The 25,641-nt window shown below is 72.7% G+C and carries 28 protein-coding genes and 1 pseudogene; 21 read left to right on the forward strand and 8 right to left on the reverse strand.

Annotated elements, in window-relative coordinates; genetic code table 11:
* Window positions 1-349: 349 nt before the first annotated feature.
* The 11 genes from ACWIX6_RS05470 to atpD all read left to right on the forward strand — a co-directional run bounded on the left by ACWIX6_RS05470 (window position 350) and on the right by atpD (window position 10,628).
* Entirely contained in the window at window positions 350-1,657 is a 1,308-nt protein-coding gene (locus ACWIX6_RS05470) for a serine hydroxymethyltransferase (protein WP_448615830.1), read from the forward strand.
* Between the two features lie 17 nt (window positions 1,658-1,674).
* On the forward strand, window positions 1,675-2,967 hold the full coding sequence (locus ACWIX6_RS05475) for an MraY family glycosyltransferase (RefSeq protein WP_448615831.1): 1,293 nt from the start codon (window positions 1,675-1,677) through the stop codon (window positions 2,965-2,967).
* On the forward strand, window positions 2,964-3,437 hold the full coding sequence (locus ACWIX6_RS05480) for a hypothetical protein (RefSeq protein WP_448615832.1): 474 nt from the start codon (window positions 2,964-2,966) through the stop codon (window positions 3,435-3,437). The genes ACWIX6_RS05475 and ACWIX6_RS05480 overlap by 4 nt, the downstream gene beginning before the upstream one ends.
* Window positions 3,438-3,555: 118 nt before the next feature.
* Complete coding sequence (locus ACWIX6_RS05485; protein WP_448615833.1) at window positions 3,556-3,780, forward strand: hypothetical protein; 225 nt, start codon at window positions 3,556-3,558, stop codon at window positions 3,778-3,780.
* The gene (gene atpB, locus ACWIX6_RS05490) at window positions 3,777-4,607 is read left to right on the forward strand and encodes a F0F1 ATP synthase subunit A (RefSeq protein ID WP_448615834.1); all 831 of its coding nucleotides are present in this window, start codon (window positions 3,777-3,779) and stop codon (window positions 4,605-4,607) included. Before ACWIX6_RS05485 ends, atpB begins: the two co-directional genes overlap by 4 nt.
* Window positions 4,608-4,706: 99 nt before the next feature.
* Window positions 4,707-4,940, forward strand: coding sequence for an ATP synthase F0 subunit C (gene atpE / locus ACWIX6_RS05495; protein ID WP_448615835.1), 234 nt, complete (start codon window positions 4,707-4,709; stop codon window positions 4,938-4,940).
* Window positions 4,941-4,990: 50 nt separating this feature from the next.
* Window positions 4,991-5,596 carry a F0F1 ATP synthase subunit B gene (locus ACWIX6_RS05500; RefSeq protein WP_448616978.1) on the forward strand — a complete coding sequence of 202 codons (606 nt, stop codon included), beginning with the start codon at window positions 4,991-4,993 and terminating at the stop codon, window positions 5,594-5,596.
* On the forward strand, window positions 5,596-6,426 hold the full coding sequence (locus ACWIX6_RS05505) for a F0F1 ATP synthase subunit delta (RefSeq protein WP_448615836.1): 831 nt from the start codon (window positions 5,596-5,598) through the stop codon (window positions 6,424-6,426). The genes ACWIX6_RS05500 and ACWIX6_RS05505 overlap by 1 nt, the downstream gene beginning before the upstream one ends.
* A 61-nt stretch (window positions 6,427-6,487) precedes the next feature.
* Window positions 6,488-8,125 (forward strand): F0F1 ATP synthase subunit alpha, encoded by a 1,638-nt coding sequence (gene atpA, locus ACWIX6_RS05510; protein ID WP_448615837.1) that lies wholly within the window; start codon window positions 6,488-6,490, stop codon window positions 8,123-8,125.
* Between the two features lies 1 nt (window position 8,126).
* Window positions 8,127-9,095, forward strand: a complete 969-nt coding sequence (locus tag ACWIX6_RS05515; protein ID WP_448615838.1) for a F0F1 ATP synthase subunit gamma — start codon at window positions 8,127-8,129, stop codon at window positions 9,093-9,095.
* Window positions 9,096-9,182: 87 nt separating this feature from the next.
* Window positions 9,183-10,628, forward strand: a complete 1,446-nt coding sequence (atpD, locus tag ACWIX6_RS05520) for a F0F1 ATP synthase subunit beta (protein ID WP_448615839.1) — start codon at window positions 9,183-9,185, stop codon at window positions 10,626-10,628.
* A gap of 127 nt (window positions 10,629-10,755) precedes the next feature.
* Here the strand turns inward: atpD and ACWIX6_RS05525 are convergent, their stop codons facing one another.
* Together ACWIX6_RS05525 and ACWIX6_RS05530 are read right to left on the reverse strand one after the other, a co-directional pair.
* Window positions 10,756-11,181, reverse strand: a complete 426-nt coding sequence (locus ACWIX6_RS05525) for a hypothetical protein (protein WP_448615840.1) — start codon at window positions 11,179-11,181, stop codon at window positions 10,756-10,758.
* A gap of 470 nt (window positions 11,182-11,651) precedes the next feature.
* Entirely contained in the window at window positions 11,652-12,188 is a 537-nt protein-coding gene (locus ACWIX6_RS05530; protein WP_448615841.1) for a DUF6318 family protein, read from the reverse strand.
* A 327-nt stretch (window positions 12,189-12,515) separates the two neighbouring features.
* Here ACWIX6_RS05530 and ACWIX6_RS05535 point away from each other — a divergent pair, with 327 nt between their 5' ends.
* From ACWIX6_RS05535 to ACWIX6_RS05545, 3 genes are all read left to right on the forward strand, one after another.
* Window positions 12,516-12,752, forward strand: a complete 237-nt coding sequence (locus tag ACWIX6_RS05535; RefSeq protein ID WP_448615842.1) for a hypothetical protein — start codon at window positions 12,516-12,518, stop codon at window positions 12,750-12,752.
* A 177-nt stretch (window positions 12,753-12,929) separates the two neighbouring features.
* Complete coding sequence (locus tag ACWIX6_RS05540) at window positions 12,930-13,319, forward strand: F0F1 ATP synthase subunit epsilon (RefSeq protein WP_448615843.1); 390 nt, start codon at window positions 12,930-12,932, stop codon at window positions 13,317-13,319.
* Between the two features lie 34 nt (window positions 13,320-13,353).
* Window positions 13,354-13,758 carry a DUF2550 domain-containing protein gene (locus tag ACWIX6_RS05545; protein ID WP_448615844.1) on the forward strand — a complete coding sequence of 135 codons (405 nt, stop codon included), beginning with the start codon at window positions 13,354-13,356 and terminating at the stop codon, window positions 13,756-13,758.
* A 48-nt stretch (window positions 13,759-13,806) separates the two neighbouring features.
* On the opposite strand, the gene ACWIX6_RS05550 is transcribed toward ACWIX6_RS05545, so the two are convergent.
* A complete protein-coding gene (locus ACWIX6_RS05550; RefSeq protein ID WP_448615845.1) occupies window positions 13,807-14,409 on the reverse strand; it encodes a cob(I)yrinic acid a,c-diamide adenosyltransferase in 603 nt (200 codons plus the stop codon).
* Window positions 14,410-14,517: 108 nt separating this feature from the next.
* Here ACWIX6_RS05550 and murA point away from each other — a divergent pair, with 108 nt between their 5' ends.
* Complete coding sequence (murA, locus tag ACWIX6_RS05555; protein WP_448615846.1) at window positions 14,518-15,801, forward strand: UDP-N-acetylglucosamine 1-carboxyvinyltransferase; 1,284 nt, start codon at window positions 14,518-14,520, stop codon at window positions 15,799-15,801.
* Between the two features lie 145 nt (window positions 15,802-15,946).
* On the opposite strand, the gene ACWIX6_RS05560 is transcribed toward murA, so the two are convergent.
* Window positions 15,947-16,270, reverse strand: a complete 324-nt coding sequence (locus tag ACWIX6_RS05560) for a hypothetical protein (protein WP_448615847.1) — start codon at window positions 16,268-16,270, stop codon at window positions 15,947-15,949.
* Between the two features lie 123 nt (window positions 16,271-16,393).
* Here ACWIX6_RS05560 and ACWIX6_RS05565 point away from each other — a divergent pair, with 123 nt between their 5' ends.
* Window positions 16,394-18,403, forward strand: a complete 2,010-nt coding sequence (locus tag ACWIX6_RS05565; protein WP_448615848.1) for a methylmalonyl-CoA mutase family protein — start codon at window positions 16,394-16,396, stop codon at window positions 18,401-18,403.
* Window positions 18,404-18,413: 10 nt separating this feature from the next.
* Here ACWIX6_RS05565 and ACWIX6_RS05570 read toward each other — a convergent pair.
* Window positions 18,414-19,179, reverse strand: a pseudogene (locus ACWIX6_RS05570) (YqjF family protein).
* On the opposite strand from ACWIX6_RS05570, the gene ACWIX6_RS05575 reads away from it, so the two are divergent.
* Window positions 19,061-19,324 carry a hypothetical protein gene (locus tag ACWIX6_RS05575; protein ID WP_448617028.1) on the forward strand — a complete coding sequence of 88 codons (264 nt, stop codon included), beginning with the start codon at window positions 19,061-19,063 and terminating at the stop codon, window positions 19,322-19,324. The pseudogene ACWIX6_RS05570 and the gene ACWIX6_RS05575 overlap by 119 nt on opposite strands.
* Window positions 19,321-20,097 (forward strand): enoyl-CoA hydratase-related protein, encoded by a 777-nt coding sequence (locus ACWIX6_RS05580; RefSeq protein ID WP_448615849.1) that lies wholly within the window; start codon window positions 19,321-19,323, stop codon window positions 20,095-20,097. The genes ACWIX6_RS05575 and ACWIX6_RS05580 overlap by 4 nt, the downstream gene beginning before the upstream one ends.
* A gap of 87 nt (window positions 20,098-20,184) precedes the next feature.
* Here the strand turns inward: ACWIX6_RS05580 and ACWIX6_RS05585 are convergent, their stop codons facing one another.
* Complete coding sequence (locus tag ACWIX6_RS05585; protein ID WP_448615850.1) at window positions 20,185-21,087, reverse strand: hypothetical protein; 903 nt, start codon at window positions 21,085-21,087, stop codon at window positions 20,185-20,187.
* A 59-nt stretch (window positions 21,088-21,146) separates the two neighbouring features.
* Between ACWIX6_RS05585 and nucS the strand changes: the two genes are divergently transcribed.
* The 3 genes from nucS (at window position 21,147) to ACWIX6_RS05600 (ending at window position 24,005) form a co-directional block, all read left to right on the forward strand.
* Window positions 21,147-21,818 carry an endonuclease NucS gene (gene nucS / locus ACWIX6_RS05590; RefSeq protein WP_448615851.1) on the forward strand — a complete coding sequence of 224 codons (672 nt, stop codon included), beginning with the start codon at window positions 21,147-21,149 and terminating at the stop codon, window positions 21,816-21,818.
* A 74-nt stretch (window positions 21,819-21,892) separates the two neighbouring features.
* The gene (locus tag ACWIX6_RS05595) at window positions 21,893-23,674 is read left to right on the forward strand and encodes a 3-hydroxyacyl-CoA dehydrogenase family protein (protein WP_448615852.1); all 1,782 of its coding nucleotides are present in this window, start codon (window positions 21,893-21,895) and stop codon (window positions 23,672-23,674) included.
* Window positions 23,675-23,798: 124 nt separating this feature from the next.
* On the forward strand, window positions 23,799-24,005 hold the full coding sequence (locus tag ACWIX6_RS05600) for a hypothetical protein (protein WP_448615853.1): 207 nt from the start codon (window positions 23,799-23,801) through the stop codon (window positions 24,003-24,005).
* A gap of 59 nt (window positions 24,006-24,064) precedes the next feature.
* On the opposite strand, the gene ACWIX6_RS05605 is transcribed toward ACWIX6_RS05600, so the two are convergent.
* Entirely contained in the window at window positions 24,065-24,694 is a 630-nt protein-coding gene (locus ACWIX6_RS05605; RefSeq protein ID WP_448615854.1) for a class F sortase, read from the reverse strand.
* Between the two features lie 8 nt (window positions 24,695-24,702).
* A complete protein-coding gene (locus tag ACWIX6_RS05610) occupies window positions 24,703-25,563 on the reverse strand; it encodes a DUF4397 domain-containing protein (RefSeq protein WP_448615855.1) in 861 nt (286 codons plus the stop codon).
* Window positions 25,564-25,641: the final 78 nt, after the last annotated feature.

Genomic DNA, 25,641 nt, shown 5'->3' on the forward strand with positions numbered 1-25,641 from the left:
GGACCCCGCTGCCCCCACCGCTCGCGAGCTTGGGGCGAGCCTTTGAACGGGGCCGAAGGTCTTCGTGTGCATGGCACCGGGGAACACACGGGCAAGTCGACGTCGCGAGCCGAGTACGGCGTCGTCCGAGAGGACGACTGTGCGGGGTCGGCGCGGGGCCGCAGGCTCCCGCCGGCAACGCACGAAACAGCTCAACGGCGCTCGGGGACAGCACCTGGCCGCGGTGCGATCCGGAGGATCGCAATGTCAAGGCGATACCGTGGTGCGACAGCCGCGCGCCCGACCGGTCGGGTGCTCGCGGGCGCCCGCACCGACGCACCGTCGTCAGAGCCCCTGGAGTGCAGCCGCCATGAGCAGCACCGCCGACACCCCCTACTGGGGCCCGGACTTCAACGCCCTGGCCGCCTTCGACCCCGACATCTCCAGCGTGGTCCTCGACGAGCTGGACCGGCTGCGCGGCGGTCTCCAGCTGATCGCCAGCGAGAACTTCACCAGTCCCGCGGTGCTCGCCGCGCTGGGCAGCACGCTGTCCAACAAGTACGCCGAGGGGTACCCGGGACGGCGGTACTACGGCGGCTGCGAAGTCGTCGACCGCGCCGAGGACATCGGCATCGCCCGGGCGAAGGAGCTGTTCGGCGCCGAGCACGCCAACCTGCAGCCGCACTCCGGCGCCAGCGCCAACCTGGCCGCCTACGGCGCGTTCCTGTCCCCGGGCGACACGCTGCTGGGCATGGCGCTGCCGCACGGCGGGCACCTGACCCACGGCACCAAGGTCTCGTTCTCCGGCAAGTGGTTCAACGCCGTCCAGTACGGCGTCCGCCCCGACACGGAGCACATCGACTACGACCAGGTCCGCGACCTGGCCCGCGAGCACCGGCCCAAGCTGATCGTCTGCGGCGGCTCGGCCATCCCGCGGCTGATCGACTTCGCCGCCTTCCGGGAGATCGCCGACGAGGTCGGCGCGATCCTGATGGTGGACGCCGCGCACTTCATCGGTCTGGTCGCCGGCAAGGCGATCCCCTCACCGGTGCCCTACGCCGACGTCGTCACCTTCACCACGCACAAGGTGCTCCGCGGCCCGCGCGGGGGCGCCATCGTGTGCAAGGCGGAGCACGCCAAGGCCATCGACAAGTCCGCCTTCCCGATGATGCAGGGCGGCCCGCTGATGCACGCCATCGCCGCGAAGGCGGTGAACTTCAAGGAGTGCCTGACCCCGGAGTACCAGGCCTATGCCCGCCAGGTGGTCTCCAACGCCCAGGCGCTCACCGAGGGGCTGGCCGCTGAAGGCCTGCGCCCGGTCGCCGGCGGGACCGACACCCACCTCGCGCTGCTCGACCTGCAGCAGGTCACCGACGACGCCGGCGAGCTGGTCACCGGCAAGGTCGCCGAGGCCCGCTGCGACGCCGCCGGCATCGTGCTGAACAAGAACGCCATCCCCAACGACCCGCAGCCGGCGTCGGTCGCCTCGGGCATCCGCGTCGGCAGCCCGGCGGTGACCACGCAGGGGATGGTCGAGACCGACATGAAGGCGGTCGCCTCGCTCATCGGGACGGCGATCCGCGACGCCGCCGGCGCCCGGACGGCGGACGTCGCCGCCGGTGTCCGCGACCTCGTCGGCGCGCACCCGGCCTACCCGGCGCCGAGCCGCCGCGGCTGAGCGCCGGGCCCGATCCGATGCGCGAGTACGTCGTCGTCCTGCTGACCGCAGGGGTGGTCACGTTCCTGGCCACCCCCGTGGTCCGGGTGGCGGCGATCCGGATGCGGATGATGGCCGCCGTCCGGGACCGCGACGTGCACGTCATCCCCACCCCGCGGGGCGGGGGGGTGGCGATGTACCTCGGGGTCGCCGCCGCGGTGCTGGTGGCCACCCGGCTGCCCGCGCTGCAGCGGACGTTCGACGACTCGCAGACCGTCGGGGTGCTCGTCGCCGGCGGGGTGATCTGCCTGCTCGGAGTGCTGGACGACCGGTTCAGCCTCGACGCGCTGACCAAGCTCACCGGCCAGATCGCCGCCGCGGGGGTGATGGTGCTGGGCGGCGTCCAGCTGCTGTACCTCTTCCTCCCGGTCGCCGACATCGGCACGTTGATCCTCGGACCATCGGTCGGCGTGCCGGCGACCATCCTGCTGACCGTGCTCACGGTGAACGCGCTGAACTTCATCGACGGCCTCGACGGGCTGGCGGCGGGGGTCTCGGCGATCGCCGCGCTGGCCTTCTTCGCCTACAGCTACCACCTGGGCCTGGTCGGCTACGACGACGTGGCCAGCGCCCCGGCGCTGATCACGGCGGTGCTGGCCGGGGCCTGCCTGGGCTTCCTGCCGCACAACTTCAGCCCCGCCCGGATCTTCATGGGCGACTCGGGCTCGATGCTGGTCGGTCTCATGCTGTCGGCGGCCGCGGTGTCGGCCACGGGGCAGGCCGACCCGCAGACGTTCGACTCGGCGGCCAGCCTGCTGCCCCTCGCCCTGCCGCTGCTGGTGCCGATCGCGGTGCTGTTCATCCCGGTTGCGGACCTGGTGCTGGCCGTCGTCCGGCGCACCCGTCGGGGCCGGTCGCCGTTCGCGCCGGACAAGATGCACCTGCACCACCGGCTGCTGTCCATCGGGCACTCGCACCGGCGGGCCGTGCTGATCATGTACTTCTGGGCGGCCCTGCTGAGCTTCGGCGCCGTGGCGCTGTCGATCACCGGCGGGACGGTCGAGGTCCTCGTCGTGGTCGGGGCGCTGCTGGTGGTCGGCGTGGTCGTCGTGCTCAGTCCGCGGGCGCGGCGGGCGGCGATCGCCGCCCGGCAGGCCGAGGTCGCCGCGCAGCGGCAGCGCAGCCGGTCTGCCCACCCGACCCGGCGGGTGGCCCGGACCGTGGCCACCCGCGGGGCGGTGAGCCCGGGCGGTGCTCCGGCGGTGCCCAAGCCGTTGAGCTCGTCGGCGCCGCCCGCCACCACCGGTCCGCCGGCCGGGGTGCGGCGGTGACCGCACCGGGAGCGCAGCCCGCCGCCCCCTGGGACGTCTCGTTCCTGCGGGTCGGGGTGCTGGCCACCCTGGCGGCCACCGCGGTGGCCGTCCCGGTCGTCGGTGTGCTCCTGAGCTGGGCCGATGCCCTCGGCGTCCTCGTCGGCGCGGCGGTGGTGGCCTTCTTCTTCTGCCTGTCCGGGCTCGTCATCGCCTGGGCCGGACGCCTCCACGACAGCTTCACCCTGCCGGCCGCGCTGGGGAGCTTCGCCGTCAAGGTCGTGCTGCTCTTCCCCGTGCTGAGCGCCCTCCCGGCCGACGGCTGGCTGGACCGCCGGACGCTGGCCTGGACGGTGGTCGCCGGCGCGGTGCTGTGGAGCCTGGTGCAGGCCCGGTGGGTGTGGACCCGGCAGCTCTACTACGTCCCGCCGCCTGCGCCACCTGCGCGGACCGGGACGGCGGACCCGGAAATCCCGCGCACAGGCGGCTGATAAGGTCCCCGCGATGGCCGAGGACACTCCCGCACCTGGGGGAGCCCGACCGCGACCGCAGGCCGCAGGCGACCGTCAGCCCAGTGGGGCCGACGTCGGCTGGGGGATCACCGGGACGATGCTCTCGGGGTTGATCGTCTGGGGTGGCGCCGGGCTGGCGCTCGACCGCTGGCTGGGGACGAACTTCTTCGTCCTCATCGGCGCGCTCCTCGGTCTCGGCGTGGCCATCTACCTCGTGGTCATGAAGTACGCACCGCCGCTGCCGCCCGCCGGCAAGGCGGGGCGCGGATCCACCCCGGGCGGCCGTCGGAGTCGGCCCGGGTCGCAGAAGGGACAACGGTGACCCCCAGCGCCTCCGCGCTCGTCAACGTGCTCGCCGCCGAGGGCGGTGAGGGCGACAGCGGCTTCCAGGCTCCGAGCATCGCGGAGTTCTACCCCGAGTCGCTCGTGTCGTTCTCGGTACTGGGGATCGACTTCGAGTTCACCCGGATCACCTTCATCCTGTTCATCGCGACCACGGCGATCCTGCTGCTGCTGGTCCTGGCGATGCGCAGGCCGGGCATCGTGCCGGGCAAGATGCAGTGGCTGGCCGAGAGCGGCTACTCCGTCGTCCGGGACGGCATCGCCCGGGACGTGATCGGTCCCAAGGGCCTGCCGTTCGCCCCGTTCCTCGGGTCGCTGTTCTTCTTCATCCTGGCGAACAACGCGATGAGCATCGTGCCGTTCTTCCAGATCTCGCCGATGAGCAAGTTCGCGTTCCCGCTGGTCCTCGCGGTGTTCGTGTGGATCCTCTACAACTACATCGGCATCAGGGAGCAGGGCGCGGCGAGGTACTTCAAGGACGCAGCCGTCCCGCCGGGCGTCCCGGCTGCCGCGCTGATCCTGGTGACGCCGATCGAGCTGCTGCAGGTCTTCGTCATCCGGCCGTTCACCCTCGCCGTCCGGCTCTTCGCCAACATGTTCGCCGGGCACATGCTGCTGGTGGTCTTCTCCCTGGGTGCGGTCTACCTGCTCCAGGTCGGCAACTTCTCGGTGGTCTTCGCGCCGTTCTCGCTGCTCATGGCCATCATCATGACCTTCTTCGAGCTGCTGGTGATCGTGCTGCAGGCCTACGTGTTCGTGGTCCTGACGGCCACCTACCTCAGCGGTTCCATCGAGCCCGCGCACTGACCCACCGCGCCACCCCACCCCAGGACCAGCACCACCGGCACCACCCCGCCAGCCGCCCGGGACCACCCCGGGCGACCGACACAGGAGGAACACCCCGCAATGGATCTTCTGGCCGCTGAAGGACTGACCGGCAGCATCGGCTCGGTCGGCTATGGCCTCGCCGCTATCGGCCCGGGCATCGGTGTCGGCATCGTGTGGGCCGCCTACATCCAGGCGACCGCCCGTCAGCCCGAGTCCGCCGGCCTGACCCGGACCTACGCCTTCCTCGGTGCCGCCCTCTCCGAGGCGCTCGCCCTGATCGGCCTGGTCGTGCCCTTCATCTTCGGGCCGTGACCTGGCTCCCCGCCGGATCCGTACCCAGCTGACCTAGGGACGTGCAGAGCATGAACATCCTGGCCGCGGAGAGCGCGAACCCGCTGCTGCCGCCACTCGGAGAGATCGTCGTCGGCATCATCGCCTTCGCGATCCTCTACTTCGTGCTGGCCAAGTTCGTCTTCCCGCAGATGGAGAAGACGTTCCGGGCCCGCCGCGAGGCGATCGAGGGCGGCATCGAGCGGGCCGAGGCCATGCAGGCCGAGGCCAAGGCGGCGCTGGAGCAGTACCGCGGCCAGTTGGCCGAGGCGCGCACCGAGGCAGCGCAGATCCGGGACGCCGCCCGGGCCGAGGGGCAGCAGATCCTCGAGCAGCTCCGGGCCCAGGCCCAGGAGGAGTCCGCCCGGATCGTCGCCCGCGGCGAGGAGCAGCTGGCGGCCAACCGGCAGCAGGTCGTCAACCAGCTCCGCGGCCAGATCGGCATGCTCGCCGTGGACCTGGCCAGCCGGGTCGTCGGGGAGTCCCTCGCCGAGGACGCCCGCCGCAGCGGGACCGTCGACCGGTTCCTGGACCAGCTCGACGGCATGTCAGCCACGACCACCGGGACGCCGTCGCCGGCGCCGTCCACGGACGGCCGGGGCGGCAGCTCGGTGTACGTCCCGCAGGGCGACCGCTGATGCACGCCTCCAGCCGGGCGGCCATGGCCGAGGCGCGCGCGGCGCTGGTCGAGCAGACGCAGGGTGCCCCGAGCAACCGGCGGGGTGACACGCTGCTCGCCCTCGCCGACGAGCTGTTCGCAGTGGCGCACCTGCTGGAGGGGCAGCCTTCGCTGCGCCGCGCGCTGTCGGACGCCTCCGCGCGGCCCGACGACCGCGCCGGGCTGGCCCGTCGGCTGCTGTCCGCGCAGATCTCCCCCACGGCGCTGACCGTCGTCGAGGCCGTCGCGCGGCAGCGCTGGTCCCGCCCGCTCGACCTGGTCGAGGCCACCGAGACCCTCGCGGTCGAGGCGGCGCTGGACGCGGCCGAGGCGCGGGCTGAACTCGACGGCGTCGAGGACGAGCTGTTCCGGTTCGGCCGGATCATCGCCGGCGACGACGACCTGCTCCGCATCCTCGGCGACCGGACCGCGCCGCGTGAGGGGAAGACCGCCCTCCTGGACCGCCTGCTCGCCGGCAAGGTGAGCCCGGTGACCGAGCGGCTGGTGCGGAACTCCCTCACCAGCCCGCACGTGCACAACGCCGAGAACGTCGTCGAGCGGCTGTCCGAGGTCGCCGCCCGTCGGCGGGGCCGGTCGGTCGCGCACGTGACCAGTGCCGTCGTCCTCACCCCCGAGCAGGAGCGCCGGCTGGCCGAGGTGCTCGAGCGCCTCTACGGGCGGAGCATCGGGCTGCAGGTCCAGGTCGACCCGGCCGTCCTGGGCGGTCTGGTCATCCGCGTCGGTGACGAGATCATCGACGGCAGCATCGCCCACCGACTCGAGGCCGCCGGCCGCCAGCTGGCCGTCTGAGCCGCACCGACAGCGTCAGACCCGCACCACCCACAGAGCAGCAGGAAGAGGACGCAGAGCCATGGCCGAGCTGACGATCTCCGCGGACGAGATCCGCAGTGCGATCCAGAACTACGTCAGTGACTACCGCCCCGACGTCTCCCGTGAGGAGGTCGGGATCGTCACCGAGGCCGGTGACGGCATCGCCCGCGTCGAGGGCCTCCCCTCGGTCATGACCAACGAGCTGCTCGAGTTCGAGGGCGGCGTGCGTGGCCTGGCGCTGAACCTCGACGTGCGCGAGGTCGGCGTGGTCATCCTGGGCGACTTCGCCAACATCGAGGAGGGCCAGACCGTCCGCCGCACCGGCGAGGTGCTCTCCGTGCCCGTCGGTGACGGCTACCTGGGCCGGGTCGTCGACCCCCTGGGCAACGCCATCGACGGTGGCGGCCCGATCGCCACCACCGGTCGGCGCGCCCTCGAGCTGCAGGCGCCCACCGTGGTGCAGCGGCAGTCGGTGCACGAGCCGATGCAGACCGGCATCAAGGCGATCGACGCCATGACCCCGATCGGCCGCGGCCAGCGTCAGCTGGTCATCGGCGACCGGCAGACCGGCAAGTCGGCCATCGTGCTGGACACGATCATCAACCAGAAGCAGGCCTGGGCCACGGGCGACCCGAGCCAGCAGGTGCGCTGCATCTACGTGGCGGTCGGCCAGAAGGGCTCCACCATCGCGGCCACCCGTGCCGCGCTGGAGGACGCCGGCGCCATGGAGTACACGACCATCGTCGCCGCCCCCGCTTCCGAGGCGGCCGGCTTCAAGTACATCGCTCCCTACACCGGCTCGGCGATCGGCCAGCACTGGATGTACGAGGGCAAGCACGTCCTGATCGTGTTCGACGACCTGTCCAAGCAGGCCGAGGCCTACCGCGCCGTGTCCCTGCTGCTGCGCCGCCCGCCGGGCCGCGAGGCGTACCCGGGCGACGTCTTCTACTTGCACTCCCGGCTGCTCGAGCGCTGCGCCAAGCTCTCCGACGAGCTGGGTGCGGGCTCGATGACCGGGCTGCCGCTGATCGAGACCAAGGGCAACGACGTCTCGGCGTACATCCCGACCAACGTCATCTCGATCACCGACGGGCAGATCTTCCTGGAGACCGGTCTGTTCAACTCCGGTGTCCGCCCGGCGATCAACGTCGGCGTCTCGGTGTCCCGGGTCGGTGGCTCGGCGCAGATCAAGGCGATGAAGTCCGTCGCCGGCCGGCTGCGCCTGGACCTCGCCCAGTACCGCGAGCTCGAGGCCTTCGCCTCGTTCTCCTCGGACCTGGACGCCTCCAGCCGCGCGACGCTGGACCGCGGTCAGCGCCTGGTCGAGCTGCTCAAGCAGGGTCAGTACTCGCCGTACCCGGTCGAGCGCGAGGTCGTGTCGCTGTGGCTGGGCACCACCGGGAAGCTGGACCAGGTCCCGGTGCCCGACGTCCGCCGCTTCGAGTCCGAGTTCCTCGAGTTCATCGGCCGGGGCGACAACACGATCTTCGACGACATCCGCAACTCCAAGAAGCTCGACGACGACACCGTCGGCAGCCTGGAGCGGGCGGTGGACTCCTTCCTGGACCAGTTCCGGACCAGCGAGGGCGAGTCGCTGAAGGTCAACGAGGCCGAGGTCGAGGCCATGGACGCCAGCGACCGTGGCCAGGAGACCGTCCAGGTCAAGCGGAGCCGCTGACATGGCCGGTTCCCTCCGCGCGCTGCGGCGCCGGATCCGCTCCACGCAGTCGACGAAGAAGATCTTCTCGGCCCAGGAGCTGATCGCCGGTGCCCGCATCGTGCGTGCGCAGAACCGGGTGGAGGCGTCCAAGCCCTACGCCCGGGAGATCACCCGGGTGCTCTCGGCGCTGGCCTCCTCGGCCAGCCTCGACCACCCGCTGCTCACCGAGCGGGAGAGGCCGGGCCGGGTCGCCGTCCTGGTGATCACCTCCGACCGCGGGTTCGCCGGGTCCTACAACGTCAACGTGCTGCGCCGCACCGAGGAGCTGCTCGGACTGCTGCGCAACGAGGGCAAGGACCCGCAGCTGTACGTCGTCGGCCGCAAGGGCGAGACCTACTACCGGTTCCGTGACCGGGAGATGGTCGACACCTGGACCGGCTTCTCCGAGCAGCCCGGGTACCAGAACGCGCAGGAGGTCGGGCGGGCGCTGATCGAGGCGTTCACCGCCGGCGAGGACGACGACGAGACCGGCGCCGGGGCCGACGGGATCCTGGGCGTGGACGAGCTGCACATCGTCTACACCGAGTTCCGCTCGCTGCTGTCGCAGGTGCCCGTCGCCAAGCGGATGGCCCCGCTGGAGGTGGAGGAGGTCGAGGAGTTCCGCGACGAGCGGGACGAGCAGCTCGAGGCCGAGCGCACCAGCGAGGTGCCGACCTCCTACGAGTTCGAGCCGTCGGCCGAGGCGCTGCTGGACGCGCTGCTGCCGAAGTACATCACCACCCGGATCTACGCGGCGATGCTCGAGGCGGCGGCCTCGGAGTCGGCGTCGCGCCGGCGGGCGATGAAGTCGGCGTCGGACAACGCCGAGGAGCTGGCGAAGAACCTGTCCCGGCAGGCCAACCAGGCCCGCCAGGCGGAGATCACCCAGGAGATCAGCGAGATCGTCGGCGGCGCCGACGCGCTGGTCTCGGCGGGCAACGACAACTGATCGACCCCCGGCCGCGGCGCCACCCGCCGCGGGCTGGGACACCGGACACGCGAGACCACCGAGCCCCAGGGCAGGAGAGCAACACAGATGACCGTCACCGAGGACCGTCCGAGCACCCAGGAGACCACCGGCACCGGCCGGGTCGTCCGGGTCACCGGCCCGGTCGTCGACGTCGAGTTCCCCCGCGACGCGATGCCCGAGCTGTTCAACGCGCTCAAGGTCGAGGTCACCCTCGCCGACCTGGGCAAGACGCTGACCCTCGAGGTCGCCCAGCACCTGGGCGACAACGTGGTCCGCACCATCTCGATGGCCCCCACCGACGGCCTCGTGCGGGGTGCCGAGGTCCGGGACACCGGCTCCGCCATCTCCGTGCCGGTGGGTGACGTGGTCACCGGGCACGTGTTCAACGCCCTCGGGGAGTGCCTGGACACCCCTGGCTACGGCGCGGACGCCCAGCGCTGGACGATCCACCGGCACGCGCCGAAGTTCGACCAGCTCGAGGGCCGCACCGAGCTGCTCGAGACCGGCATCAAGGTCATCGACCTGCTGACCCCCTACGTGCGCGGCGGGAAGATCGGCCTGTTCGGTGGGGCCGGCGTGGGCAAGACCGTGCTCATCCAGGAGATGATCCGCCGCGTCGCCCAGGAGTTCGGTGGCGTGTCGGTGTTCGCCGGAGTCGGCGAGCGCACCCGTGAGGGGAACGACCTGATCACGGAGATGACCGAGTCCGGCGTCATCAACTCGACCGCGCTGGTGTTCGGCCAGATGGACGAGCCGCCGGGCACCCGGCTGCGGGTGGCGCTGTCGGCGCTGACGATGGCGGAGTACTTCCGCGACGAGCAGGACCAGGACGTGCTGCTCTTCATCGACAACATCTTCCGGTTCACCCAGGCCGGTTCCGAGGTCTCGACGCTGCTGGGCCGCATGCCCTCCGCCGTGGGGTACCAGCCGACCCTGGCCGACGAGATGGGCACCCTGCAGGAGCGGATCACCTCGACCCGGGGTCGGTCCATCACCTCCCTGCAGGCGATCTACGTCCCCGCCGACGACATCACGGACCCGGCGCCGCACACCACGTTCGCGCACCTGGACGCCACGACCGTGCTCTCCCGGCCGATCTCGGAGAAGGGCATCTACCCGGCGGTGGACCCGCTGGACTCCACCAGCCGGATCCTGGACGCCCAGTACATCGGGCAGGAGCACTACGACACGGCCCGCGAGGTGCAGCGGATCCTGCAGCGTTACCAGGAGCTGCAGGACATCATCGCCATCCTCGGCATCGACGAGCTCGGTGAGGAGGACAAGGTCACCGTCAACCGGGCCCGGCGCATCGAGCGGTTCCTGTCGCAGAACATGTTCGTCGCCGAGGCGTTCACCGGCCAGCCCGGTTCCTACGTCCCGCTGTCGGAGACGCTGCAGGCGTTCAAGGCGGTGGCCGCTGGCGAGTACGACCACGTGCCCGAGCAGGCCTTCTTCATGTGCGGTGGCCTCGAGGACCTCGAGCGCAACTTCGACAAGCTGAAGAAGTCGTAGGACCACCCTTCAGGCCATCGCCTCGCAGGCTCGGCGATGGCCTGAAGGGTGGCCGTTCCAACAGGTCGTCACGGCCGGGTTCCTCACTCGAGGGGCCCGGCCGTCGGCGTCCCGGGAGAGGCCGACGTCAGTCGTAGGGGTCGGTGAGGACCGTGCGGGCCTGCAGGACGGCGAAGGTGACCTGCGGCCCGTCGGTCGTCGTGGTGCCCGGGACGTCGGCCGATGCTCCGCCGTCGACGGAGTAGGTGGCACCCCAGGTCGTGGTGAGGAAGGCCGTGTAGGTGCCCGCCCGGTAGTCGTGCGTGATGGTCTGGCGGGGGTACGGCGCTCCGGGGTCGGTGGTGGTGAGGCTGGTCCCGTCGCCGGTGTGCCAGGCGAAGCCGGTGGCGCGGGCGGTGATGTCGACGTCGAACCCGCGGATGTCGACGGTGAAGGTCTCGGTGGTGGGGCCGGTCGTGAAGAAGATGACCGGGAGCCCCACCAGGCCGTTGCCCGGCGGCTGCTGCTGGGTGGCCAGCTTCGGCAGGGGGAGGGTCTGGAAGTAGCGGAACACCTCGTCCGGCGACGGCGGCGGATTCAGGTCCGTGACGTCTACGCAGGACTCAGCCACGGTCCCCCAAGCCCCGTACGGGCTGCCGGGCGTGGCGTCAAGCGGTGGAGCTACGTCGTCGACCGGCGCCAAGTCCGCTTGGGCAAGGCGTTGTCTCTGCACTTGGTAGTAACCGATCACCCGACCCTCGACAGTCGGACAGGAACGGGTCTCGACCTCGCAACCGCCAGTCTGCGGGTCGGTGAGTTGGCATGGCGTCCGAAGTCGCCATTTGAAGAGCGCCTGGCTGACCGACCGAACATTAGTTGCGGTGTAAGTACCGTCATCGCCGCTCGACACTTCCTCTGCGGCGAGCCACGCGGCTCCCTGATCAAGTTCCGTCTTCACGCAAGCGAGTGAGCGGCATGACTCGGCGGCGGCCGTGCCCGTCAAGACGAGACTCGTCGCGGTGATCGTGACCGCGACGACGGAGCCTAGGTGACGTCCCACTGCGAGAAGACCCAACTCGTACTCTGTGTTGACCACGTCAGGACAGCGCCACATTGCAGGGTTGCTGGCGGCGCACTTAATTCGCCGATCGTGGCTCCCTCGGCTGTTCGCACCACTAGTGCTGATTGAGCCAGAGAGAAGGCCAACTCGGCCCGACCATCTGCCAGGGATGCCGGGGTGATACTGACTGGCTCAACGGTGCCACCCTCGTACGATCGGCTGTTTTGGGCGTCTTCGTTCATGTTATTGATCAGCTGGTCGCAGGTCTCGCAATCCTTGCTCAACTCGCTCATGTAGGCGGTATTCAGGTCGGCCTGCGCGCGGTTGTATAGGTTCAAGTAGTAGCGGAGGAATGACTCGGCGCCTGCGGGGGTCTGCTCGCGAGCTTCGGGGGGCATCGGGAAGTCGGGCGGGCCCAAGGGCGGCAGGGTCTCGCTGGCCCCGGCGGACGTCGGCGCCGCGCTCGGCAGCGAGTCGCTGGCCGGCTCCGGACCATCGGAACACCCGGCCAGCACAGCCATGGCGACCAGCGTCCCGGCAGCTCCCCGCGCCAGCCGCATCCGTGTCCTCCGTCGTCCCGGTCCGAGTCGGAAGACGGAGACTACGCAGCTCAGCGCTCTGTCGCCCCGCCAGGACGTGCCCCCTGTGGATCCCGCGCCCTCCGTTGACCGGGAGAACGACCAGACCGCGCCACGATCAGTGACGAAGGCCGTCGCCGTACGTGACGGCAAGCGGGCCGCTGTGCGCCGATCGGGTGACAGCACCCTGCAGGTCTCAAGCAGTGCGCTGGATGGGCCGATCATCGTGTCAGCGCGTCCGGACCGCGGACGCCTCGCTGGGAGAGCACCGTGCGCAGCAGACGAGCCCTGTCGGTCCCGACCTCGACCGGCACGACGGCCACGCTCGGCACCTCGCGGGCCGGCCAGGCCGATGCGGACGCGCTCGACTGGAGCTGGCCCCCCTACGCGCCGGTCGAGACCTCCGCCGGCCCGTTCGAGACCCCGGAGTGGGCGCCGGCGTCCTCGGTCGAGCACCCCCTCCTCCGGCTGGGCCGCTGGACGGTCCTCTACCGACGCAGCGCCTGACCTGCGGGTCCGGATCGTGCGTCGTCCCGTCCCCGCCGGGCGGTGCGGGGGAGTGGTCCCCGGAGGGCGCGAGGGCGCCGCTAGAGTGGGCACCGACCCGTCGCCGTGTCCACCCGGTCCGGCGGCCCCGCACCCGCCGGTCCAGCACCGCCGGCCTGGTGGACCCCGAGGAGTGTCGTGGCGACCCTGCAGGTCGAGCTCGTGGCCGTGGAGCGGATGATCTGGTCCGGTGAGGCCACCATGGTCATCGCCCGGACCACCGAGGGTGAGCTCGGTGTCCTGCCCGGTCACGCGCCCCTCCTGGGCGAGCTGGCCCCTGGCGGCGTGGTGCGCATCCGCCCCGAGTCCGGCGAGGAGCTGATCGTCGCCGCCCACGGCGGGTTCCTCTCGGTCACCGAGAAGGGTGTCTCCATTCTCGCGGAGACCGCCGAGATCGCCAGCGAGATCGACGTCGAGCGCGCCCGTGAGGCACTGCGCCGCGCCGAGGCCGAGGGTGACGACCCCGAGGCCCAGGCGGCCGCCCGTCGCGCCCAGTCCCGCCTGCGCGCCGCCGGCCAGGACGCCTGAGCCGACACGGACCACAGCGGCCGCGACCGACCCGGTGACCACCGTCGTCCTGGTCGTCGTCGCGCTCCTGCTGGCCGCGCTGGTGGCGGCGTTCCTGCTCCGCCGTCGGTTCCTGCTCTCCGGCCTGGGGGCAGTCGAGATGTGGCTGCGCCCGGCGGGTGCCACCCGCTGGTCGCCGGGCGTCGCCTGGTACTCCGGGAACACGCTGCTCTGGTACCGCGGACTGTCGCTGTCGGTCCGCCCCAACCAGCGGCTGTGCCGCTCGGAGTTCCGGGTCGACGCCCGGCGCCGGTCGACCCGGGCGGACGTCTCCCTCCCCGACGACACGGTGGTCCTGACCTGCCGGACCGGCGCGGGCCCTCAGGAGCTGGCCATGGACCGGTCGACCGAGACCGGTTTCCTGTCCTGGATCGAGTCGGCTCCGCCGTACGACCGGTGACGGACCCCCGCTGCCCCCCGCGCTGAGGGGCCCTGCGGCGGGACGTCGTCAGTCGCGGGCGGCGCGCTGGGCGTGCACCCCGCTGTGCGCGCCGGGCTCCCACAGCACGTCGCCGTCCGGGTTGGCCGCCCGGGCCAGGATGAACAGCAGGTCCGAGAGCCGGTTGAGGTAGCGGGCGGTCTCCGCGTTGGTCCGCTCCGCGTCGACGGCCAGCAGGGCCCACACGCTGCGCTCCGCCCGCCGGCTCACCGTGCGCGCCTGGTGCAGCAGCGCGGCCAGCGGCGTCCCGCCGGGCAGCACGAACGACGTCAGCGCCGGCAGCTCCTCGTTCGCCACGTCGCAGGCCGTCTCGAGCCGCTCGGTGTACTCGGCGGTGATCCGCAGCGGGGGATGCGCAGGGGCCTCGGTGACCGGGGTCGACAGATCGGCGCCCACGTCGAAGAGGTCGTTCTGCACGCTGCGCAGCAGCGCGGCGACCTCCGGCGCCGGTGAGCCCAGGGCGATCGCGAGTCCGATGACGCTGTTGGTCTCGTCCACGTCGGCGTAGGCGACCAGCCGGGGGTCGGTCTTGGTCACCCGGCTCATGTCGCCCAGGTGCGTCTGGCCGGCGTCGCCGGTCTTGGTGTAGATGCGGGTGAGCCGGACCGTCATGTGCTGAGCGTAGAAGAAGGACCCTGCTGCCCCTGGCCCCGTCCCGAGGAGGACGGGTCCTCGAACTGGCGGTGGGGCCCCGCCGCAGGGCCACCGTAAGGTGACCGGGTGGACTGCTTCTCGGTGACCGGTGGGACGTCGCTGCAGGGGCGGGTGCGGGTGACGGGTGCGAAGAACAGCGCGCTCAAGCTGATGGCCGCCGCGCTCCTCGCCTCCGGCCGGACCACCCTCGAGGAGGTCCCCGACATCCTCGACGTCGAGATCATGAGCGAGGTGCTGCGCCGGCTGGGCTGCGGCGTGGAGTACGAGCGCTACCCGGCAGGCAGCGGCGGCGGCGGCCGGGTGCACATCGACGTCCCGGAGCAGCCCTCCAGCGAGACCGACTACGACCTGGTGCGCCGGATGCGCGCCTCGATCAGCGTGCTCGGCCCGCTGGTCGCCCGCTGCGGCACCGCGAAGGTGGCGCTGCCCGGAGGTGACGCCATCGGCTCCCGCGGCCTGGACATGCACGTCGCGGGCCTGGAGCGGCTCGGCGCCACGGTGGTCAACGAGCACGGCTTCCTCATCGCCACCGCGCCGAAGCTGGTCGGCACGTCCATCTGGCTGGACTTCCCTTCCGTGGGTGCGACGGAGAACCTGGTCATGGCCGCCGTGCTCGCCGAGGGCACCACGATCGTGGACAACGCCGCGCGTGAGCCCGAGATCACCGACCTCTGCCGGATGCTCACCGCGATGGGCGCCCAGATCGACGGGGCCGGCACCTCCACCATCACCGTGCAGGGCGTGGAGGGACTGCAGCCGGTGGCCTACACCACCGTGCCGGACCGGATCGTGGCCGGGACGTGGGCGATCGGTGCGGTCATGACCCGCGGGGACGTCGTCGTCGAGCGCGCGGTCGCCGAGCACCTGACCGTGCCCCTGGAGAAGCTGGTCAGCGCCGGCGCGACCGTGGAACAGGTCCCCGACGGGGTGCGGGTCGCCATGGCCGACCGGCCACGGGGTGTGGACGTCGTGACGCTGCCGTTCCCGGGCTTCCCGACGGACCTGCAGCCGATGGCGGTCGCCCTGGCGGCGGTCTCCACCGGGACGGCGCTGATCACGGAGAACGTGTTCGAGGGCCGGTTCATGTTCGTCAACGAGCTGGTGCGACTCGGCGCCGACGTGCGTATCGACGGCCACCACGCCGTCGTCCGTGGCCGTGAGCGGTTGTCCAGCGCGCCGGTGCTGGCCACCGACATCCGGGCCGGCGCCGGCCTGGTGCTCGCCGGACTGCTCTCCGACGGTGTCACCGAGGTGCAGGACGTCCGGCACATCGACCGCGGCTACCCCGACTTCGTCGAGCAGCTCCGCGGCGTCGGCGTGCAGATCGAGCGGACCGAACGCCCCGACTGACCGTCCCGCGGCGAGGCAGCGGGCACGGTCAGGCCCCCTTCCAGGGGCCCGCCCTGAGCTTGCGAAGGGTGTGGGGGAAGGGTCAGGCCCCGCTGCAGGGGCCCGCCCTGAGCTTGCGAAGGGTGGGGGGCAGCGGGGTCCTTCGTCAGTTGCCGCGGAAGGACATGGCCAGGGCGCGGGCGCGCTCGGCGTCCTCCGGGAAGACCAGCACGTCGGTCCGGTGCGGAGCCGGCTCGCGGAGCGTGGACCGGATGCCGGCGTCGGAGAGCACCGCGCGCAGCGCCAGCGCCGACTCCCGGCGGGTCAGCGTGGCCACCGGCGTCAGCAGGCCGTCGCGTGCGGCCCCCGTCCGGCGGGCGGGTCGATCGGACCCGAACGCCCAGCGGAGGAACAGCGCGATCAGCGCGATCATCAGCAGCGCGATGAACGGCCCGACGGCGAAGTGCAGGCTCCCGGCGTCGATCGGCACGCGGACCCTCCCGGGCGGCTGCGGTGGTCCCGGGTCGAGACGCCGGGCTGCTGACGAGTGTGCCACCGCGCCGCTGGTCGGCCGTCTGGTTACCGACGGGTAGCGCACCTACACTCCGCGGGCATGCCCTTCCCGCACACGCCGGGGGAGCGTGACCGTCCCTGGGTCATGCGCACCTACGCCGGTCACTCGTCGCCGGCGGAGTCCAACGCGCTCTACCGGCGCAACCTGGCGAAGGGGCAGACGGGTCTGTCGGTTGCCTTCGACCTGCCCACCCAGACCGGGTACGACCCCGACGACGAGCTCGCCGTCGGCGAGGTCGGCAAGGTGGGCGTCCCGGTCACGCACGTCGGGGACATGCGTGCCCTGTTCGACGGCATCCCGCTGGACGAGATGAACACGTCGATGACCATCAACGCCACGGCGATGTGGCTGCTGGCGCTCTACCAGGTGGTGGCCGAGGAGCACGGTCACGACGTCCGGGAGCTCGCCGGGACGACGCAGAACGACATCATCAAGGAGTACCTGTCCCGCGGGACCTACGTGTTCCCGCCGGCACCGAGCATGCGGCTGATCACCGACATGGTGGCCTACACGGTCACGTCGATGCCCCGGTGGAACCCGATCAACATCTGCAGCTACCACCTGCAGGAGGCCGGCGCGACGCCGGTGCAGGAGATCGCCTACGCGCTGAGCACGGCCGTCGCCGTGCTGGACTCGGTGCGCGACTCCGGGCAAGTACCGCCCGAGCGCTTCGGCGACGTGGTCGCCCGGATGTCCTTCTTCGTCAACGCCGGGGTCCGGTTCGTCGAGGAGATGTGCAAGATGCGTGCCTTCGGGCAGCTCTGGGACGAGCTGACCCGGGAGCGCTACGGCGTCGAGCGGGCCGAGCACCGCCGGTTCCGCTACGGCGTGCAGGTCAACTCGCTGGGCCTGACCGAGGCACAGCCGGAGAACAACGTCCAGCGCATCGTGCTGGAGATGCTCGCGGTCACCCTGTCCCGTGACGCCCGGGCCCGCGCCGTCCAGCTGCCGGCCTGGAACGAGGCACTCGGGCTGCCGCGGCCCTGGGACCAGCAGTGGTCCCTGCGGCTGCAGCAGGTGCTGGCCCACGAGACCGACCTGCTGGAGTACGAGGACCTGTTCACCGGCTCGGTGGTGGTCGAGGCGAAGGTCGCCGAGCTGGTCGAGGGCGCGCGTGCCGAGATGGCCCGAGTGCAGGAGCTCGGCGGCGCGGTCGCCGCCGTGGAGTCCGGCTACATGAAGGGCCGGCTGGTGGCCTCGCTGGCCGAGCGCCGGAGGCGGATGGAGAGCGGCGAGGACGTCGTCGTCGGCGTCAACCGCTTCCAGTCCACCGAGGACAACCCGCTGCTGGCCGACCTGGGGTCGGCCATCCAGACCGTCGACCCGGCCGTGGAGGCCGCCGCCCAGCAGTCGGTCCGGGCCTGGCGGGCGCAGCGGGACCCGGGACCGGTGCGGACGGCGCTCGACGCGCTGCGGGCGGCCGCCGGCACCGACGCCAACCTGGTGCCGGCCACCCTGGACTGCGCCCGCGCGGGCGTGACCACGGGGGAGTGGGCCGGCGTGCTCCGGCAGGTGTTCGGTGAGTACCGGGCACCGACCGGTGTCGGCTCCGCGGCGGGCGGGGCGGGTGACCTCACGCTCACCGAGGTCCGTGAGCGGGTGCGGGCCACCGGCGCCGAGCTGGGCGGCCGGCTGCGGCTGCTGGTCGGCAAGCCGGGCCTCGACGGGCACTCCAACGGCGCCGAGCAGATCGCCGTCCGCGCCCGGGACGCCGGCTTCGAGGTCGTGTACCAGGGCATCCGGCTCACCCCGGCCCAGATCGTGGCCGCCGCGGTCGAGGAGGACGTGCACGTGGTGGGCCTGTCGGTGCTCTCCGGCTCGCACCTGCAGGTGGTGCCCGCGGTGCTCGACGGGCTGCGCGCCGCCGGGCTGGACGACGTCCCGGTCGTGGTCGGGGGCATCGTGCCCGACGGTGACGCCCGGCGGCTGCGGGAGCTCGGCGTCGCCCGGGTCTTCACCCCGAAGGACTTCGCGATCACCGACATCATGGGCGAGATCGTCGACGTGGTGCGGGTCGCCAACGGCCTCGACGCCCCCGTCCCGGCCTGAGTCGGGGCGCTCAGCGCAGGTAGGGGCCGAACCGGACGTCGACGCCGGGGGAGAACAGCACGCTGTCCGGGGCGCCGCCGCGGCCGGGTAGTCCGGCCGGGACAAGCAGCGACTCGTCGAGCTCCAGGAGCTCCGCCGAGTGCAGCGGCCACTCGGGGTGCTCGTTGGGCCAGTACACCGGGCCGCGGGCGGCGGGCCGGTGCAGCCCCCACCGGGCGGTCAGGAAGCGGGCGAGCGGGCCGGGGTCGGCCAGCCGCTCCCCGACCCGGACGGTGATCCGGCAGCCGGCGCCCCGCGGGCCCGGCCAGCGCCGCGCGGACCGGTAGCCGATCTCGGCGCCGTCGCGGTGCACCGACATCCGGGCCCAGAGGTAGGGCAGCCGCGCGACCCAGCGGGCGGCGAGCACCGGCAGCAGCCGCTCGGCCTCCAGGGAGCGGAAGACGACTCCGCGCCTGCCCTGCGCGTCCACCGAGTACAGCCGCACGTTGGTCTCGGCGAACGACCCGACCCAGGGCAGGCCAGGTGTCGAGCAGGCCGATCCGGCGCATCCGGAACGGGATCAGCCCCACGTAGCTGGCGCCGTCGTGCACGTCGGGCACCGTGCCCGGCGGCAGCAGCGGCGCGACGACGGCGGGCTCCACCGCCCAGTGCAGGAAGGTGACGTCCCGCCAGCCCTGGGTGAAGACCGTGCGGGTCACCGGCCGCGGCGCGGTGGGGCTCAACGGCTCGGGGGTGGTCACGGCTCCGAGCGTCCCCTCCAGCGGCCCGGCGCGCACCGTCGCCCGCCTGCTACTGCCGGCAGGAGCAGGCGGGCGTTGCCCGCCGGCCGCCGACGTGGTGGGCTCGGTGGGACGGCCCCGTGCCGGCGACCCCGGACCCACCGGGGAGGCGCACGGCCGCGGCGAGGAGGAGGACCGGTGACCAGCTCCGACGGGGCGCCCCGTGTCGAGCGCTCGGGCGACACCATCTGCATCACCATGACGCGCGGACCCAAGCGCAACGCGCTGTCCCGCGAGCACCTGACCCAGCTGCTGGCGGCGATCACCGCCGCGGGGGAGAGCGACGCGACCGGCCTGGTCCTCGCCGGGGAGGGGCCGGTGTTCAGCGCCGGGCACGACTTCGCCGACGTCGTCGGACGCCCGGTGGGCGAGGTGCGCAGCCTGCTGCTGCTGTGCACCGAGCTGATGAACGCCGTCCAGTCGGTCCCGCAGGTGGTCATCGCGCGCGTGCACGCACTGGCCACCGCGGCAGGCTGCCAGCTGGTGGCGTCCTGCGACCTCGCCGTCGCCGCGGAGTCGGCCGGCTTCGCCGCTCCCGGCGGCAAGGGCGGCTGGTTCTGCCACACCCCGATGGTCGCCATCGCCCGCAACGTCGGGCGCAAGCGGGCCATGGAGCTCGCGCTGACCGGTGACGTCATCGACGCCCGGACGGCGCTGGAGTGGGGCCTGGTCAACCGGGTGGTGCCCGACGCCGAGCTGGACGGGGCCGTCGCGGACCTGCTCGGTCGGGCCACCCGCGGCTCGCGGGCGAGCAAGGCCTGGGGCAAGCAGACCATGTACGCCCAGCTGGACCGTCCGGAGCACGACGCCTACGCCATCGCGGTCGAGGTCATGGCGGCGGCCAGCCAGCTGGACGGTGCCCGGGAGGGGATGAGCTCCTTCCTGGAGAAGCGCCGCCCGGTCTGGACCGACTAGTCAAGGACCCCGTCCCTCGGGCTCACGGGCGGCCCTCCTGCAGGGGCCCGCCGCGAGCTTGCGAGCGGTGGGGGGCAGGAGGGTCCTTCATGCGCCGCTGAGGTCGGCGCAACCGGACTCGTGCGGGAGCAGCGGGCGGAAGGTCACCGCCCAGCGCGCGCCGTCGTCGGTGACCCACGGCGTCAGCCGGTTCGCCTCCCGCGCGGCGGTCGCCAGCGCCGGCGCCTGGTCACCGGTCGCGGTCACACAGGTCAGGTCCGGGAGCGGGCCGAGCGGCTGGCCGGGCAGCGGCGGCCCGGGCCACCGCGCCTCCGGTTGCGGCAGGTCCGGCGCGGCCTCCTGGTCGGCCGCCGTCCACGGCCGGACGACGGCGGCCACGGCCGAGGGCTCGTAGGGCACCGCCGCCGGGACCGCGTCGGGACCGAGCGGGCCCGGCAGGTCGGTCAGTGTGTCCATCAGGCCGCGCAGCTCCGCTCGGGCCGCCAGCTGCTCCTCGGTGAGCCCGCTGCTGCCGGCGTCCATCCCCGCGGACTCGGCGAGCGCGTACACCTCGCGCACGGTCGTGCCCGCCGCCGTCGTGAGGGTGAACCGGGTGCTGGGCACGTCGGCGAGCGGTGGGGTGCCCAGGTCGCCGGTCTCGGTCACCCCGGCCTCCTGGGCCCGCTCGACCAGGGTCGCCACCCCCGCCGGGTCGATCTGCTGGACCTGCACGTTGGGCCAGGCGGGCCCGGGGTACACGGCGATGACCGGTCCCTCGGTGACCACCCGGCCGTCGGCGTACACGCTGACCAGCGGCAGCCGGGCGGCCAGCATCTCCGGGGTCACGAAGCCGCCGGTGTGGCCGACCTGCAGGACCAGGGCGTCCGGATCGTGCGGCAGCTGCGGGGCCGGGCCCGGCGCCGGGGCCCCGCCGGCGCGCTGGGCGCAGGCGCACAGCAGCAGCGCCAGGCCGAGCGCGCCCGCCGACCGGGCCGCGCGGGCGGGACTCATGCCGGGAAGACGCCGTGGCCCGCGGGGGAGTTCCCGGCCACCCGGTAGCGTCGGCGTCCGTGCGTCTGGTCATCGCCCGCTGCTCCGTGGACTACATCGGGCGGCTCACGGCCCATCTCCCCACCGCCCTCCGGCTGCTGCTGGTCAAGGCCGACGGCTCGGTGTCCGTGCACGCCGACGACCGCGCCTACAAGCCGCTGAACTGGATGACCCCGCCGTGCACGCTCAAGGACGAGCTGGTGGACGGCGCCGGGACGTGGACGGTGACGAACAAGGCCGGTGAGCAGCTGGTCATCACCATCGAGTCGGTCGAGCACGACTCCCGGCACGAGCTCGGCGTCGACCCCGGCCTGCAGAAGGACGGCGTCGAGGCCGAGCTGCAGCGGCTGCTGGCCCTGCACGTGGAGACCTTCGGGCCCGGCTGGTCGCTGGTGCGTCGGGAGTACCCGACGGCGATCGGCCCGGTCGACCTGCTCTGCCGGGACGCCGCGGGTGCCGTCGTCGCGGTGGAGATCAAGCGGCGCGGGGAGATCGACGGCGTCGAGCAGCTCACCCGCTACCTGGAGCTGCTCAACCGGGACCCGCTGCTGGCCCCGGTGAAGGGCGTCTTCGCCGCCCAGGAGATCAAGCCGCAGGCCCGGGTGCTCGCCACCGACCGCGGCATCGACTGCGTGACGGTCGACTACGCCGTCCTCAAGGGCACCGACGACCCGTCCGCGCGGCTCTTCTAGGAAGCGGACCCCCGCCCCCCACCACTCGCACGCTCGCGGCGGGGCCCTGCAGGGGGCCGTGGGAGACTCCCGGGGTGGCCAGGGAACTGAGCGAGGTCGGGGTCGTCGGGCTGGGGACCATGGGCGCGGGCATCGCCGAGGTGCTGGCCCGCGCCGGTCTGCACGTCACCGCGGTCGACGTCGACGACGCGGCCGTGCAGCGGGGGCGTCAGCACCTGGAGCACTCCACCGGGCGCGCCGTGTCACGCGGCAAGCTGGACCCGGCCGATCGGGACGCCATCCTGTCCCGCATCAGCCTCACCACCCGGCTGGAGGACCTGTCCGAGGCCGAGCTCGTCGTCGAGGCCATCCCCGAGCGGATGGAGCTCAAGGCACAGGTGTTCAGCGCGCTGGACACCATCTGCCCGCCGGACACCATCCTGGCGACCAACACCTCCAGCCTGTCGGTGACCGAGCTGTCGGTGACCACCGGGCGCCCGGGCAAGGTCATCGGGATGCACTTCTTCAACCCCGCGCCGGTGATGAAGCTGGTCGAGGTGGTGCGCACGGTCGTCACCGAGCCGTCGGTGGTCGACGACGTCGAGGCGCTGGCCGCCCGGTTGGGCAAGGTCGACGTGACGATCGGCGACAAGGCCGGCTTCATCGCCAACGCGCTGCTCTTCGGCTACCTGAACCACGCGGTTTCCATGTACGAGGCCCGCTACGCCAGCCGTGAGGACATCGACGCCGCGATGCGGCTGGGCTGCGGCCTGCCGATGGGCCCGCTGGCACTGATGGACCTGATCGGCATCGACACCGCCTACGAGATCCTCGTGACGATGTACCAGCAGTCGCGCAACCGGCTGCACGCCCCCAGCCCGCTGATCAAGCAGATGATGACCGCCGGGCTGATGGGCCGGAAGTCCGGCCGCGGCTTCTACACCTACGCCGAGCGGGACTCCGCCGAGGTCGTGCCGGACGCGCAGACCCCCACCGAGACCGAGGCCGCGGCAGGCGCCCGGCCGGTGCGGACGGTCGGTGTCGTCGGCTCGGGCACCATGGCCGCCGGGATCGTCGAGGTGGTCGCCAAGGCCGGCCTCCCGGTGACCTTCGTGGCGCGCACCCCGGAGAAGGTCGAGGGCGTGCAGGCGGCGTTGGCCCGGTCGTTGGACAAGCAGGTCCTGCGCGGCCGGCTCACCGAGGACGAGCGGGACGCCGCGCTGGCCCAGGTCACCGGCTGCACCCGGCTCGACGACCTCGCCGACGCCGACCTGGTCGTCGAGGCCGTGGTGGAGAGCCTGGGCGTCAAGCAGGCCCTGTTCGCCGCCCTGGGCGAGATCGTCCGGCCCGGTGCGGTGCTGGCCACCACCACCTCGAGCCTGCCGGTCATCGAGTGCGCCAAGGCCAGCGAGCGCCCCGCCGACGTGGTGGGCCTGCACTTCTTCAACCCCGCCCCGGTGATGAAGCTCGTCGAGGTGGTCTCCACGATCGCCACCGCGCCGGACGTCGCCGCCACCGCACACGCCTTCTGCGCCCAGCTGGGCAAGCACGCCGTCGCGTGCGCGGACCGGGCCGGGTTCATCGTGAACGCGCTGCTGTTCCCGTACCTCAACGACGCGGTGAAGATGCTCGAGGCCCACTACGCCACCGCCGACGACATCGACGCGGCGATGAAGGTCGGCTGCGGCTACCCGATGGGCCCCTTCGAGCTGCTCGACGTGGTCGGCCTGGACGTGGCGCTGGCCATCGAGCGGGAGCTGTACACCGAGTTCCGTGAGCCCGGCTTCGCGCCAGCACCGCTGCTCGAGCACCTGGTGACCGCCGGCTACCTCGGGCGCAAGGCCGGTCGCGGCTTCCGCGACCACTCCGCGCGCTGAGCCGGTGCCCCGCCGAGGCAATCCGCGCCGGGGGCCGGGTCAGGCCCGCTCCGGACGGCCCGGCGGTGGGCAGCTGCCCCCTCGGCGGCAGCCGGTCGAGGAGGCCGCCGACGGGGACTGGGCGGTGCGGGCGGTCCCCGGGGCGGGCAGTGACAAGACCTACCGCTGCCCGGGCTGCGACCAGGAGATCCGGCCGCGCACCCCGCACGTGGTGAGCTGGCCGGCCTACGCCCGGGACTCGGACCTGGACCCGTGGGACACCGACTCCGCGGCCGACCTCCGGCGGCACTGGCACACCGCCTGCTGGCGGGCCCGGGACCGCCGCCGTTAGACGGCCCCGTCCCGAGGCTCATCCCGAGCGTGCGAGGGGTGAGGAGGACGGGTCCTTCATCATGTGGCGGTGGCGTAGACGACCACGTTGTCCCGGTAGCTGCGCCGGCCGGTGTCGAAGTTGCCTCCGCAGGTGATCAGCCGGAGCTCGGGTCCGGTGGTCGGGCCGTAGACCTCGGCCGTGGCGAAGTCGTCCTTCGGGTACTGGGCCACCCGGGTGACCCGGAACTCGACGTCCCGGCCGTCACTGCGCCGCACCAGGACGGCGTCGCCCACGACCAGCTCCTCCAGCCGGAAGAACACCGCCGGCCCGGTGTAGGAGTCGACGTGCCCGGCGATCACCGCAGGCCCCACCTCCCCGGGCACTGTGCCCGCCGAGAACCAGCCGGCCTGGTCGAAGTCCGTGGGCGGCACGAGCGCCCCGGCCTCGTCGATCCCGAGGTCGGCGAGGGTGCTCCGCACCCCGATGGCCGGGATGGTCACCTCCTCGGGCGTCGCCGCCGGCTCCGCCTCGGGGGCGCGCAGCAGCACCGGCGCCGGCGGGGAGCCCGCGGTGCTGGCCGGCACCGGGGTGCCGGGGTCACCGCCGGGCGCGACCAGCGCGAGGGTCCCGGCGGTGACCACGACGGCGGCCAGCCCCCACCGGAGCCGGCCGACCAGCCGTCCGGGGCGGGCAGCGTGCCTGCCCACCGGCCGGGTCAGGAGGCGGCGTGCCGCGGCGCCCGGCCGCGGTCCGGCCGGCGCAGGAGCACGGTGACCAGCAGCGCGACGGCGGAGACGGTGGCGGCGGCGAAGCCGACGATCGTCCAGCCGCTGGCGGCAGCCGCGCCGCCGGCGCCGGTCTCCACGCCACCGGCCGGGACGACACCCGGGCTGGCGGCGTCCAGCGCCGTCTCCACGGTCAGTCCGCCCCCGTCGCTGTCGAGCACCAGCACGGTGTACACCGACCCGGCGGACAGGTCGACGGGCAGGTCGGCGGGGGCCGCGCCGCCGGCGACGCTCAGCTTGCCCGCACCGCCGGGGACGTCGACGTAGTCGCTGTTCGTGGCGAAGGCGAGGCCCTCGGCGAGCGGCCCCTTGTCGGCCAGCGTCAGGTCGAGCGAGGACGCGGTGCCGGCGGCGTTGATGACCCGGGCGCGGGACTGGCCGGCCGGCGGCAGGGTCAGGTCGTCCTCGAGCACGGCGAAGCCCAGGTCGGCGAAGTAGCCCACCCCGGCGACGGTGGTGGCGGTGCCAGGGGTGACGGTGACCGTGATGCCGAGGACCGGCGGGCTCGCCGGGTCGGCGCCCGCGGCCCGGGCGCTGACCGTGTAGGTGCCGGCGGGGACGGACTGGTAGGAGGAGACGTCGCCGTAGGTGACCGCCGGCAGCACCACCTTGGCCGAGGGGTCGGAGACCGAGTCGATGTAGGCGTCCACGGCGGGGGTGTCCGGGGACAGGTGCATCATCCGGACCAGGCCGGTCTGGTCGGCCGGAGCCGCGCCTGCGGGGGTCCCGCCCGCGGTGGACAGCACCGCGACCATCAGGGCGAGCAGGAGGGCTCGGGTCGACCGGGCCATGGGGTTCCTCCAGTGGACACGCTCGGGGGAGCGAGGTGGGTGGCACGGTGCGAGGGATTGCGGTGCGCGACCGCTCGG

The sequence above is a fragment of the Modestobacter sp. URMC 112 genome (genome assembly GCF_053502575.1).

Bases quoted from the DNA above. Each gene is read 5' to 3' on its own strand.
- ACWIX6_RS05470 (WP_448615830.1), top strand. From the start codon at position 350: ATGAGCAGCACCGCCGACACCCCCTACTGGGGCCCGGACTTCAACGCC.
- ACWIX6_RS05550 (WP_448615845.1), bottom strand. From the start codon at position 14,409: ATGACGGTCCGGCTCACCCGCATCTACACCAAGACCGGCGACGCCGGC.
- ACWIX6_RS05485 (WP_448615833.1), top strand. From the start codon at position 3,556: ATGCTCTCGGGGTTGATCGTCTGGGGTGGCGCCGGGCTGGCGCTCGAC.
- atpE (WP_448615835.1), top strand. From the start codon at position 4,707: ATGGATCTTCTGGCCGCTGAAGGACTGACCGGCAGCATCGGCTCGGTC.
- ACWIX6_RS05585 (WP_448615850.1), bottom strand. From the start codon at position 21,087: ATGAGTCCCGCCCGCGCGGCCCGGTCGGCGGGCGCGCTCGGCCTGGCG.
- ACWIX6_RS05565 (WP_448615848.1), top strand. From the start codon at position 16,394: ATGCCCTTCCCGCACACGCCGGGGGAGCGTGACCGTCCCTGGGTCATG.
- atpD (WP_448615839.1), top strand. From the start codon at position 9,183: ATGACCGTCACCGAGGACCGTCCGAGCACCCAGGAGACCACCGGCACC.
- ACWIX6_RS05515 (WP_448615838.1), top strand. From the start codon at position 8,127: ATGGCCGGTTCCCTCCGCGCGCTGCGGCGCCGGATCCGCTCCACGCAG.
- atpA (WP_448615837.1), top strand. From the start codon at position 6,488: ATGGCCGAGCTGACGATCTCCGCGGACGAGATCCGCAGTGCGATCCAG.
- ACWIX6_RS05505 (WP_448615836.1), top strand. From the start codon at position 5,596: ATGCACGCCTCCAGCCGGGCGGCCATGGCCGAGGCGCGCGCGGCGCTG.
- ACWIX6_RS05500 (WP_448616978.1), top strand. From the start codon at position 4,991: ATGAACATCCTGGCCGCGGAGAGCGCGAACCCGCTGCTGCCGCCACTC.
- ACWIX6_RS05475 (WP_448615831.1), top strand. From the start codon at position 1,675: ATGCGCGAGTACGTCGTCGTCCTGCTGACCGCAGGGGTGGTCACGTTC.
- ACWIX6_RS05530 (WP_448615841.1), bottom strand. From the start codon at position 12,188: ATGGCTGTGCTGGCCGGGTGTTCCGATGGTCCGGAGCCGGCCAGCGAC.
- ACWIX6_RS05610 (WP_448615855.1), bottom strand. From the start codon at position 25,563: ATGGCCCGGTCGACCCGAGCCCTCCTGCTCGCCCTGATGGTCGCGGTG.